This is a genomic window from Actinomadura rubrisoli, assembly GCF_004349215.1.
Taxonomy (GTDB): Bacteria; Actinomycetota; Actinomycetes; order Streptosporangiales; family Streptosporangiaceae; genus Spirillospora; species Spirillospora rubrisoli.
The window spans coordinates 1-12,069 of sequence record NZ_SMKU01000291.1; the positions used below are offsets into that span (position 1 = coordinate 1).

The 12,069-nt window shown below is 73.6% G+C and carries 9 protein-coding genes and 1 pseudogene; 7 read left to right on the forward strand and 3 right to left on the reverse strand.

What is annotated here, in order from left to right; all coding sequences use genetic code 11:
* Positions 1-309: 309 nt before the first annotated feature.
* A complete protein-coding gene (locus E1298_RS35905) occupies positions 310-912 on the forward strand; it encodes a DUF4360 domain-containing protein (protein WP_243726015.1) in 603 nt (200 codons plus the stop codon).
* Between the two features lie 204 nt (positions 913-1,116).
* Positions 1,117-2,109, forward strand: a complete 993-nt coding sequence (locus E1298_RS35910) for an NAD-dependent epimerase/dehydratase family protein (protein ID WP_131901356.1) — start codon at positions 1,117-1,119, stop codon at positions 2,107-2,109.
* Between the two features lie 5 nt (positions 2,110-2,114).
* Here E1298_RS35910 and E1298_RS35915 read toward each other — a convergent pair whose 3' ends face one another.
* A complete protein-coding gene (locus tag E1298_RS35915; RefSeq protein WP_131901358.1) occupies positions 2,115-5,297 on the reverse strand; it encodes an AfsR/SARP family transcriptional regulator in 3,183 nt (1,060 codons plus the stop codon).
* 104 nt (positions 5,298-5,401) lie between these two features.
* Between E1298_RS35915 and E1298_RS35920 the strand changes: the two genes are divergently transcribed.
* The 4 genes from E1298_RS35920 to E1298_RS35935 all read left to right on the forward strand — a co-directional run bounded on the left by E1298_RS35920 (position 5,402) and on the right by E1298_RS35935 (position 10,596).
* Positions 5,402-6,421 (forward strand): NADP-dependent oxidoreductase, encoded by a 1,020-nt coding sequence (locus E1298_RS35920; protein ID WP_131901360.1) that lies wholly within the window; start codon positions 5,402-5,404, stop codon positions 6,419-6,421.
* A gap of 85 nt (positions 6,422-6,506) precedes the next feature.
* Positions 6,507-8,132, forward strand: coding sequence for an alkaline phosphatase D family protein (locus tag E1298_RS35925; protein WP_131901362.1), 1,626 nt, complete (start codon positions 6,507-6,509; stop codon positions 8,130-8,132).
* Positions 8,133-8,537: 405 nt separating this feature from the next.
* Entirely contained in the window at positions 8,538-9,857 is a 1,320-nt protein-coding gene (locus E1298_RS35930) for an NYN domain-containing protein (RefSeq protein WP_131901364.1), read from the forward strand.
* 91 nt (positions 9,858-9,948) lie between these two features.
* On the forward strand, positions 9,949-10,596 hold the full coding sequence (locus E1298_RS35935; RefSeq protein ID WP_243726016.1) for a tetratricopeptide repeat protein: 648 nt from the start codon (positions 9,949-9,951) through the stop codon (positions 10,594-10,596).
* Between the two features lie 38 nt (positions 10,597-10,634).
* Here E1298_RS35935 and E1298_RS35940 read toward each other — a convergent pair whose 3' ends face one another.
* Positions 10,635-11,162, reverse strand: a complete 528-nt coding sequence (locus tag E1298_RS35940) for a hypothetical protein (RefSeq protein ID WP_131901366.1) — start codon at positions 11,160-11,162, stop codon at positions 10,635-10,637.
* Positions 11,163-11,284: 122 nt separating this feature from the next.
* On the opposite strand from E1298_RS35940, the gene pyrE reads away from it, so the two are divergent.
* The gene (gene pyrE, locus E1298_RS35945) at positions 11,285-11,821 is read left to right on the forward strand and encodes an orotate phosphoribosyltransferase (protein ID WP_131901368.1); all 537 of its coding nucleotides are present in this window, start codon (positions 11,285-11,287) and stop codon (positions 11,819-11,821) included.
* A gap of 4 nt (positions 11,822-11,825) precedes the next feature.
* Here pyrE and E1298_RS35950 read toward each other — a convergent pair.
* Positions 11,826-12,069: pseudogene (locus E1298_RS35950) on the reverse strand (hypothetical protein); the annotation flags it as partial.

A 12,069-nucleotide genomic window follows, 5' to 3' on the forward strand; every position in this document is an offset into this window, starting at 1 on the left:
TCAGTTGTGTATAAGAGACAGATGGGGCTGGTGGGGCTGCAGGGAGCCGCCGGATCGGGCGGGTTCGGACGGTGCGGTTTAAAAAAGTTAAGGCTGAATGTGAATCGAAAAAGACGACGTTGACCCTCTTCCTGGGAGGGTATTACCGTCACGAAGCATTACCAGGTGCGACGTGATCAGCGCTGAAGTAGTGAGCGTCAACAACTCTGGTAATACCGGCCTGGGACGGCCATCAGGGCCGTACCGGACGACCCCCCGATTCACGTGGAAGTCCTATCTATGATGAATGCCAAACGAACGGCGATCGCGGTGAGCGCCGCCCTCGCGCTGCCCCTCCTGTCAGCTCCCTCCGCCCTCGCGGACGAGGCGCCGCCGCCGGACAACGTCAGCATCGAGGTGGTGACCGTCAACGGCTCCGGGTGCCCGCCCGGTTCGGCGAACGTCGTCATCTCCGATGACAAGACCGCCTTCACCGTCAAGTACAACGACTACCTGGCGTACGCCGGCGGCGACACGAACCCCACGGGCTCCCGCAAGAACTGCCAGATCAACGTGCGGGTCAACGCCCCCGGGGAGTACACGTACGCGATCACCGGGTCCGACCACCGCGGCTTCGCCGGTCTGCAGGACGGAGCCTCCGGCCTGCAGCAGACGAACTACTACTTCCAGGGAAGTACGCAGGACCGCACGGTGCAACACGAGCTCAACGGCCGCTACGTCGACGACTGGCAGTTCCGCGACAGGATCCCCGCGAACCAGCTCGTCTACAAGCCCTGCGGCCAGGCCCGCAACCTCAACATCAACACGGAACTGCGGGTCAACGCCGGCGACTCCGACAACAAGGTCAGTTTCATGTCGATGGACGCCACCCGCAGCAGCACGACGTACCACTTCGCGTGGAAGCGCTGCTAGGCACAAGTAAAGGCCTCTGAAACGGAACCCCCGGGCGAAATCCCGGGGGTTCCGCAGTGTCCGGCCCCCGCGTCCGACTCTGCGGCCGACTCTGCGGCCGACTCCGCGTCCGGCCTCCGCGTCCGGCCCCCGCCGTGACGGCGTCCGCTCAGGGCGGAGGCCCGGCCGTTCCGTACAGAACGTACATTTGGCAGAGTCTCCCCCATGAGGCTTCTGATGCTGGGTGGGACCGAGTTCGTGGGCAGGGCGATCACCGACGACGCCCTGGCGCGCGGCTGGGACGTGACCGTCTTCCATCGCGGACGGCACGAACCGCCAGACGGTGTGGTTTCCCTGCATGGCGACCGTGCTGCCGAAGGCGGGCTGAAAGCCCTCGCCGAAGGCGAATGGGACGCGGTCGTCGACACCTGGTCGGGCGCACCGTCCGCCGTGCGTGACGTCGCCCAGCTCCTGGCGGGACGGGTCGGACGGTACGTCTACATCTCCAGCCGTTCGGTCTACACGTATCCGGCACCGCCCGGGCTGGACGAGGACGGCCCCCTGGTGGACGGCTCGCCCGACGACGGCGAGGCCGAGTACGCGCCGGCCAAGCGCGGCGGCGAGCTGGCGGCGCTCGGCGCGTTCGGCGACCGGGCGCTGCTGGTGCGCGCGGGCTTGATCGTCGGCCCGTACGAGAACATCGGGCGGCTGCCCTGGTGGCTGACGCGGATCGCCCGCGGCGGCCGGGTGCTGGCGCCCGGCCCGCGCGATCTGGGCCTCCAGTTCATCGACGTCCGCGACCTGGCCGTCTGGACCCTGGACGCGGTCGAACAGGGGCTCCGAGGGCCGTACAACCTGGTGAGCCCGCCGGACCACACGACGATGGGCGGTCTGCTGGAGGCGTGCATCCGGGTGACCGGGTCGGACGCGGAGCCGGTGTGGACCGATCCGCAGGCCCTCCTCGCCGCCGGTGTCGAGCCGTGGATAGAACTGCCGTTCTGGCTGCCGCCGGGTGAGGCGCACGATGCGATGCACCAGACGAACGTGAACAAGGCACTGTCGGCAGGCCTGCGCTGCCGTCCGCCCGAGGAGACGGTGGCGGACACGTGGGCGTGGCTGCGGGCCATCGGCGGACGGGCGCCGCAGCGTCCGGACCGTCCAACGGTGGGGCTGGACCCGGCGAAGGAGGCCGAGGTTCTGCGCGCGCAAGAGGCCTGACCGGCTCAGGCGGGAAGGTCCGCCTGGTCGGGTGGGGTTCGCGTGCCTTGCTGGAACTCCGCTTCGAAGGCCGCCCCGCCGAGCGCGGCCCGGGCGGCCGCGGTGATGCGGTCCACGTCGGCGCATTCGGCGGACGGGAGCGGCGCTCCGACGGACGAGCGGAGCGCCGACGCCGTTCCGAGGAGCCGGGCCGCAGCGGCCGGGGCGCCCTCGATCACGCGGGCCCCCGCGATGCCCTCCAGGGCGAGCGCGACGGCCCGCGGGTCGCCGATCTGGCGGGCGGACGCGAGGCCGTCGCGGTGCAGGGACAGCGCCGCCGCCGCGTCCCCGCGCAGTTCGGCGACGAAGCCCAGCTCGGCCAGGACGAGCGCAAGGCCGGGTTCGCCGTTCACCATGCGCACCCAGCCGACCCACTTGGCCAGGTGCGCCTCGGCGCGGTCCAGCTCGCCGCGGCGGCGCGCGGCCAGGGCGAGCCCGACCTCGGCGAAGTGCTCGGCGACCCTGTTGGACTGGCCGGCGGCGAGCCGCATCGCGCGGCGGTGGTGGTCGTCGGCCGCGTCGAGGTCCCCGGCCAGCAGATGGATGCGGCCGAGGCCCGCGAGGGTGAAGGACGCCTCCGTCCACAGGTGCAGCTCCTCGGCCATCCGGAGCCCGTCGCGGTGCAGTCCGGCGGCGCGCTCGTAGTCGCCGGCGATCTCGGCCAGCTCGGCGAGCGTGTTCGCGGCCTTGATGCCGCCCCACCGGTCGCCGAGGCCGAGGAACAGCGCGCGGCTCTCCTCCGCGTCGGCGCGGGCGGCGGCAAGGTCGGCGTGCGCCCGGCGGATCGTCGCCCGGACGCTCAGCGCCGCCGCCGTCCCCCAGCGGTCGCGCTGGGCGCGGAAGCCGGCGAGGGCCCGTTCCACCAGGTCCGCCGTGACGGCCAGGTCGCCGAACCCGCGGTGGGTGAAGCCGAGGAACCACTGCGCCCACGCCCGCAGGCCCGGGTCGGGCAGGTCGCCACGCGAGACCAGGTCCACTTCGTCCTTCGCGCGCGGATCGGTGCCGTCGCAGCCCAGGAGCGCGAACCCCGCCCGCCATACCGCCGCCCGCGCGCGCTCGCGCTCCGGCCCGCCGGGGATGGACAGCGCCAAGTCCAGCGACCTGCGGGCCTCGGTCAGCCGGCCGCGCAGGAACCAGTACCAGGCGAGCGCGTTGACCATTCGTAGCGCGTCGCCGCCCGCGCCGGACGTGACCGCCGTGTCGAGCGCGGCGCGCAGGTTCGCGGTCTCGGCGTCCAGGCGTTCCAGGTGGCGGCGCTGGTCGTGGCCGTAGAGGTGCCTTTCGGCGCGGACGGCGAGCCCGGCGTGGTGGCGCAGGTGCCGCAGCCTGATCGCGTCGTGCTCCCCCGCCTCGCGCAGCCGCTCCAGGCCGTACGCCCGGACGGACTCCAGCAGCCGGTAGCGCCCGCCCTCCGTCCGGACGACGAGGGACCGGTCGACCAGGCGCGCGAGGAGGTCCACCACGTCCAGGCCGTCCCCGGCGCAGACCTCCTCGGCCGCCTCCAACGTGCAGCCCTCCGCGTGGACGGCGAGGCGGCGCAGGACGGTCCGCTCGGGCCCGCTCAGCGGCTCCCAGCTCCAGTCGATCATCGCGCGGAGCGTCCGCTGCCGGGCCGGGGCGTCCCGGCGGCCCGCGACCAGCACGCGGAACCGGTCGTCCAGCCGCTCGGCCAGCGCGTGCACGCCGAGCGCGCGGACGCGGGCCGCCGCCAGCTCCAGCGCGAGCGGCAGCCCGTCCAGCCTGCGGCAGATCGCCGCGACCGCGTCCGCGTCGTCCGGGCCCGGCTCGTATCCGGGGACGGCGGCGGCGACGCGGGCCGTGAAGAGCCGTCCGGCGTCGGACGGGCCGAGCGGCGGGACGGGCCACAGCCGCTCGCCGGATATCCCCAGCGGCTCCTGCCCGGTCGCGAGGATCCGCAGCCCGGGAGCTGCCCCGAGCAGATGCCCGGCCAGCTCGGCGACCGGCTCCACGACGTGCTCGCAGTTGTCGAGGACGAGCAGGAGCCGCTTGGCGCGCAACGCGTCCGCGAGCTGCTGGAGCGGCTCGACGGGCCCGGACCGGATCCCGGCGGGCGGCGCGTCGTCCCGCACGCCCAGCGTCGCGGCGACCGTCTCGACGACCTCGGGGAGGGCGGCCCGCTCCCGGTCGAGCCCGGCCAGCTCCACCAGCCACGCCCCGTCCTCGAACCCCCCGGCCACGGTGCCGGCCGATGCGGCACGCGCCGTCTCCAGGGCGAGGCTCGTCTTGCCGACGCCGCCCGGGCCCGTGAGCGTCACCAGGCGCCCTGACTCCAGCAGTGCCCGCACCTGGCCGGTCGCGTCCGCGCGGCCGATCAGCTCGGTCACCGGCGCGGGCAGGTTCGTCCGGGGGCGGACGGGCGCCGGAGGCGGCACGGGATCCAGGTCCGGGTCCTGTTTCAGGATCGCCTCGTAGAGGGCGGCCGACTCGGGGCCCGGGGAGAGCCCCAGGTCCTCGGCCAGCCGTTCGCGCAGGTCGGCGTATCCGGCGAGAGCGTCGCCCTGCCGTCCGGCCCGGTAGAGGGCCCGCATGTGGACGGCCCGCAGCCGCTCGCGCAGCGGGTTGCCCGCGACCAGGCCCGCCAGCTCGCCCGCCAGCGCGCCGTGCTCGCCGAGCGCCAGCCGCGCCTCGGCCCGCTCCTCCTCGGCGACCAGCCGTTCCTCGTCGAGCCTCGCAATCGCGGGACGCGCGAACTCGGCGTCGGCGAAGTCCGCGTATGCCGGGCCGCGCCACAGCGCCAGCGCGTCGCGCAGCAGCGCGGCCTGCGCGCCCGGGTCGTCCGCGTCGCGGGCGCGGGCCACGAGGGCGCGGAACCGTCCGGCGTCCACGGCGACGCCGTCCACGCGCAGCAGGTAGCCGGGCCGCTGGGACACGATCAGGTCGCGCGCGCCGGGCTCCGCCTCCTCCAGCGCCCGGCGGAGCTGCGAGACGCGGGTCTGCAGGGTGCCGGACGGGTTGCGCGGCAGCCGGTCGCCGGACCACACGTCCTCGATCAGCCGGTCGGCGGAGACGACGCGCCCCTCGTGCGCCAGGAGGTCGGCCAGGAGCGCCCTGACCTTGAGCTCGGGGATCCGCACGGGCCGCCCGTCGCCCGCCCACACCGCCAGCGGGCCGAGCACCCCGAATCGCATAGCTGCAGGCTAGCCGAGCAGCCGGACCGCACGGCCCGCCCGCCTGAAGGCGCCCTGAAGGGGACCGGAAGAAGACCTGAAGCGCCGCGCAGCACGGTGAAGGCATGACTTCGAACAACCTCATCAGCCGCGAGATCCAGCTCGCCTCCCGCCCGTCCGGCGAGCCCGTCGCCGCGAACTTCCGCCTGGCCGAGGCCAAGGTCCCCGAGCCCGCCGAGGGGCAGGTCCTCGTCCGCAACACCTGGATGTCGGTCGACCCCTACATGCGCGGCCGGATGGACGACGCCCCGTCCATGATCCTGCCGCCGTTCGAGATCGGGGCGCCGCTCGAAGGGTCGGCGATCGGCGAGGTGGTCGCCTCGCGCTCGGCGGACGTCCCGGTCGGCGCGCTGGTCTCGCACTTCCTCGGATGGCGCGACCACGCCGTCCTGGACGCGGCCGGCGCCGCCGTCATCGACACCTCGCTCGTCCCCGCCCAGTCCTACCTCGGCCCGCTCGGCCCCACCGGCCTGACCGCCTACGCCGCGGTCACCGACGTGGCCCCCGTCCGGGAGGGCGACGTCGTGTACGTGTCGGCGGCGGCCGGCGCGGTCGGCAGCGTCGCCGGGCAGCTCGCCCGGACGCTCGGCGCCGCCCGCGTCATCGGGTCGGCGGGCGGGCCCGCGAAGGCCGGGCTGCTCGTGGACCGCTTCGGCTTCGACGCCGCGCTGGACCACCGCGCCGGGCCGATCACCGCGCAGCTCGCCGAGGCCGCCCCGGACGGCATCGACGTCTACATCGACAACGTCGGCGGCGACCACCTGGAGGCGGCCATCGGCGCCATGCGCGTCGGCGGGCGCGCCGCGCTCGTCGGCGCCGTCAGCGGGTACAACGCGACGGCGCCCGTCCCGGGGCCGTCCAACCTGTTCACGGTCGTGGAGCGGCAGCTGACGCTGCGCGGCATGCAGGTCAGCGCCTACTTCCACCTCTTCCCCGAGTTCATCGGACGGGCCGCGGGGTGGCTCGCCGACAGATCCCTGCGCACCGAGGAGACGGTCGTGGACGGTCTCGACCAGGCGCCCGCCGCGCTCATCGGCGTCCTGCGCGGCGCCAACACCGGCAAGATGCTCGTCCGCCTGCCCTGAGACGCCGCGGAGAGGGAGCGTTCACCCCCGGGGGAATGCCGCTTCGGTGGACGCGGGAGGCCCGGGTCCGCTAGAGAGACGTGGTATGACCGCTTTGGTACTCGGGCCCCATCTCCGGCATGTCAGCGTTCACACCGCGACGATCTGGGTGGAGACCGACCGCGCGTGCGAGGTCCGCGTCGTCAACGGCGAGCACGGGCTGGACGCGAGCGCCCGCACGTTCACCGTCCACGGCCACCACTACGCCCTCGTCGAGATCGACGGGCTCGACGGGGGCGCGCGGATCCCGTACGAGGTCGTCCTGGACGGCGAGACGGTGTGGCCCGAGGCGGCCTCGGAGTTCCCCGCCAGCCAGATCAGGACCCTCGACCCGGACGGCGGGCTGCGGATCTCCTTCGGGTCGTGCCGCCGCTCGCCGGGGACGCCGGAGCAGTTCGGGCACGACGCGCTCGCCGCGTTCGCCCACCGGCTCCGCGCGGACCCGGGCGTCACCTGGCCGGACATCCTGCTGATGGTCGGCGACCAGGTGTACGCCGACGAGCTGAGCGACGACATGCGCGCCTTCATCCGCGGCCGCCGCGGACCGGACGAGCCGCCGGTGGACGAGGCCGCCGACTTCGAGGACTACACGCACCTGTACAAGCTGGCCTGGCTCACCGACCCGGCGGTGCGGTGGCTGCTGTCCACCGTTCCCACGTTCACGATCTTCGACGACCACGACATCAGGGACGACTGGAACACCTCGTTCGCCTGGCGCGAGGAGATGTGGTCGCAGCCCTGGTGGCGGGCGCGCATCACCGGCGGCATCGCCTCGTACTGGATCTACCAGCACCTCGGGAACATGTCGCCGGACGGCCGGGCGGCCGACCCGGTCTACAAGGCGGTGCGGACGGCGTCCGAGAACGGCGGGGACGCCGGGCAGATCCTGGACGAGTTCGCCGAGCAGGCCGACAAGGAGCCGGCGAGCACCCGGTGGAGCTACGCCCACGACTGGGGCGGCACCCGGCTGATCGTGGTCGACAGCCGCTGCTCCCGGCTGCTCACCGCCGACCGGCGGGGCATGCTGGACGACGAGGAGTTCCGCTGGCTGGACGGGCAGTGCCAGGGCGGCATGGACCACCTGCTCATCGCCAGCTCCCTGCCCTACCTGCTGCCCCGGGCCATCCACCACGCCGAGGCGTGGAACGAGGCGGTCGCGGGCGGCGCCTGGGGCAAGACCGGCGCCCGGCTCGGCGAGAAGGTCCGGCAGGCCGCCGACCTGGAGCACTGGGCCGCGTTCGAGCGCTCCTTCCGGGAGGTCGCCGGCGACGTGATCGCGGTCGGACGCGGCGAACGGGGCCCCGCGCCGGCCAGCATCTCTTTTCTGTCAGGCGACATCCACTACTCCTATCTGGCGCGCGTCGTCACGCCCGGCACCAGGTCGGAGATCACGCAGATCGTCTGCTCGCCGCTGCGCAACCCGCTGGTCGGGAAGTTCCGCTGGGCCAACCGGATCGCGTGCTCGCGGGCCACCTCGGGTTCTTTCCGCCTTCTGGCGAAGCTGTCGGGGGTTCCGGTCCCGCCGCTGCGGTGGCGGATGACGGACGGCCCCTGGTTCGACAACGCGATCGCCACGGTCGAGATGTCCGGCCGCGACTGCCGCGTCCGCTGGGAGACACCGCGGGACGGGGTGACTCTCGGCGAGATGGGACGGGCCTCGGTCACCGGCTGACCTGCGAGGCAGCGGACGGACGGGCCCGCGACACGCCGGTGCCGCCATGCACGGTTGAAGCCCGGGTCGCGCGGACCTAGAGGCGGGCCGCCCTCCTGCTGCTTCCTGTAAAGATCATGGCGATCCGCGAGGGCGGGCCGAAACGGCTGGTAGCGTCCGCCGCGGCTCCCAATTCGTTGTTACCGGGGAGTCGCGAACCGGCGGCGCGTCGTGAAAGAGTGGCGAATCGCCGTATTGGCCTACGGGGCTTACGGGCTTCACTACGCTATAAGCACCCGGGGTCATTGCGCCGGCCCGCGTCCCCGAGAGCATGAAGGGCAGGCCGCCGGAGGATGGTCACACTCGCCAGCCTGACCGAGGAGTGGGCAATCGGTGAGGCCCTGTGTTGAGGAAGGGCGGTGTCGCATGGATCGCTGCGCGCTGTTCGTAGACGCCGGCTATCTGCTGGCCGATGGCGCCATGGCGGTGCACGGCACCCGCCATCGCGAGACCGTCTCGTGGGACTTCGGCGGCCTCCTGCAGTTGCTGAGCAACCTGGCGAGGGAGCGCACCGGCATCCCGCTGCTGCGCTGCTACTGGTACGAGGCCACGGTCGAGGGCAGGCGCGCCCCCGAGCACGAGGCCCTCGCCGACCTTCCCGGCCTCAAGCTGCGGCTCGGCCGCATCCGCCCCGGCCGCCGCGAGGGCGTCGACACCGAGATCCACCGCGACCTGATGACCCTCGCCCGGGGCGGCGCGCTCGCCGACGCGGTCGTGGTCAGCGGTGACGAGGACCTCGCGCAGGTCGTCGCCGACGCCCAGGACCTCGGCGTCCGCGTCACCGTCGTGCACGTGGCCGTCGACGGCAACTGGACGATCTCCCGCGTGCTGCGGCAGGAGTGCGACGACCTCATCGAGATCGGCTCCGGCCACCTGCGCCCCTACGTCAACCTGCTCGCCGGGATGGACGGCTCGTCCGGGTCGTCGGGCTCGTCCTCGCTCGGCACCAGCCCGCTGTCCAACGGGCACGGCAACGGCGCCGGGAGCTCGATCGGCCCGCTCCAGACGACCTCGCACAACGGCCCGCCGCCCGCGTCGCCGATCAGCGGCCAGCCGGCGGCGCCGTCCATCCCGTCCGTCCGCGACCTGGGGCCGGCGATGACGTCGGGCCCGCTGCCGACCCCCGGGAGCACGGGCGGGCTCGGCTCCTCGTTCGGCAACGGCGCCCCGCAGCCCCCCTCGCCCCTGCAGGCCGCCCCGACGCCGGCGCCGTCCACGACGCAGCCGCAGCCGCCGTCCACCGGTCCGCAGTACAACCCGGCGGTCCCGTCACCGTCCCCGCCGCCACCGCCGCAGTCCATGCCCCAGTCGCAGTCCATGCCCCAGTCGCACACGCTGCCGTCCAACCAGTCGCAGCCGATGTCGATGCCGCCGAGCCAGCCGCACGGCCCCTACACCGGGCCGCAGCAGATCTCGCCGGTCCCCGTCCAGCAGAGCACGCCCACCCTGGCCGACGCGGTGAAGGCCGCCCACCAGGAGGGCCAGGACTTCGGCGAGTCCGTCGCCCGGGACGCGCCCGCCCTGTGGCTGGAGGCCGTCCTCGCCCGCAAGCCGCGCATGCCGTCCGATCTGGAGGCGCGCCTGCTCCAGGGCTCCTCGCTCCCCATCGACTTCCTCCTGCATGACGAGGTACGGCACGCGCTGCGCCGCGGATTCTGGGATGCGCTCGAACGTTCCCGCAGGTGAAGGCGTGCGATACCGGATGGTACGCGTGGGTAATTCGCGATCATCGGCAATTCGCCCGCTTCGGCCGCCGAGCGCCGGGTAGCGTTGAAGCGTGACGCATGTGACGGAAGACGATCTCGACGATCTGGAGTTCGACACCCTGCGCACCGGCGATCACATCTCGGCGGCCCGGCGGCTGTCCGAGCTGGCCGAGGCGGTGTCGGGCGGGGTGACCCGCGCCAACGTGCTGCTCCGCGCGGGCGAGCAGTGGCAGCATGCCGGCGACCACGCCAAGGCGGCCGAGCTCTACCGCAAGGCCCTGGACGACGGCGGCGAGACCTACGGAGACCCGCGCGCCTACCTCGCCGACGCCCTGTTCGAGCTGGGCCGCGCCGACGAGGCGCGCGGCCTGGTCGAGCAGATCCGCGCCGACAAGCCGCGCGACCCCGAGGTCTACCGCGCCGTCGCCGAGGTCCTGTACGCCCAGGGCGACGCGTCCGGCGCCCACGAGTGGGCCACCACGGGCGCCGACGTCGTCCTCGCCCTGCGCGACCGCGCCGTCGGCACCGGCATCGGCGGCGGCCCCGACGAGGCCCCCGCCCCGGGCGCCGACTCCCTCACCTCGGGCCCCGACGACGTCGCCCTCGCCGAGGACAGCCTGGAAGCCCTCCTCCGCCTGCGCTACCGCGCCCGCATCGACCTCGGCCGCGCCGAGGACGACTACGACGCCCTCCTAGACGACCTCCTCAAGAACGCGTAGCCGCTCCGCTAGGGGGCCGAGCTCGGGCTCACTGCCGTCTAGAGGGTCGCCACGAGCTCGCTGAGGGCCTGCGCGACCGCGGCCGGGGGTCGGTGCTCCTTGACCGGCCAGCCCCGCAGACGGGCCTCTCTGACCGTCTGGTCACGATCGGCCGAGGCGCTGCGGTCGACCTGCGTCCGCAGATAGCCGCAGGGCGCCTCCGGCCAGTCGGCCGGGACGGGCACCCGGTCCTCGGGGGAGCCGTGATCGTGTTCGCGGGCTGGGCGGGGCAGGTCCGCGTCTATGAAGACGTACCCGCCGACGGGCCGGTGGGCGGCGCGCTGGGCCAGCGCGATGGCGGGCAGGAGCGGACCGGCGGCGCCGTGCGCGGCCAGGACGAGCGGCACGACGGGATCGGTCGCGGTGATGATCAGGGACACGCGGGCCACGTAGCGGACGCCGGTGCCGTCCGGGACGTCCGGCGCGATCACGTCCAGGCCGTAGGAGCGGAGCATCTCGGGGAGGTCGCCCCATGAGGCCGCCGTGGTGTTCGGGGCGTGCAGCAGGATGAGGGAACCGGGCGTCATCTCAGGTGCCTACCGCCTCGTCCGCCGGGACCGCGAGCGGCGGACGGCCGCATCGCCTCCGGAAACCGTACAGCGGTGGAGGGCGTTCACGTGGGCTGGGCAGAGGTGAATAGGGTTTGCGCGTGAGCGATCGTGATGAGCTGCTGAAGGCAATCAAGGACAAGGCCGTCGTCCACGGGGACTTCGTCCTCTCGTCGGGGCGGCGCGCGTCCTGGTATGTGGACCTGCGCCGGGTGACCCTGGACGGGACGGTCGCGCCGCTGGTCGGCCGTGTGATGCTGGACGAGACCGCCGACCTGGCCTACGACGCCGTCGGCGGGCTCACCCTCGGGGCCGACCCGGTGGCCGCCGCCATGCTGCACGCCGCGGCCGCCCGGGGACGCGCCCTCGACGCGTTCGTCGTCCGCAAGGCCGGCAAGACCCACGGGCTGCAACGCCGCATCGAGGGACCGGACGTGGCGGGGCGCCGGGTGCTCGCCGTGGAGGACACCTCGACCACCGGGGGCTCGGTGCTCACCGCCGTGGAGGCGCTGCGCGCCGCCGGGGCCGAAGTGGTGGCGGTGGCGACGATCCTGGAGCGCGGGGCCGCGGACCGGATCGTCGAGGAGGGCCTGGAGTACCGCCACCCGTTCGACGTCACCGATCTGGGCCTCGGCTGAGGGGTCAGCGGCGCGCGGACACGAACCACTGGCCGCGCTGCCCCGCCGGCTTGGGCGGCTGCTGCTTGCCGTAGATCACGACCTGGAGCGATCCGCCGTCGCTGGCGACGACGCTGAGGGGGGTCTCGTCGTACTTGCGCCACTCGCCGGTGGCGAGCGTGGCCTTGGTGAGGACGTCGCCGGTGTTGGACACCCGGACGGTGACGGTGGTGGCGGGACCGGTCACGCGGATGACGAGGGGCGGGGGC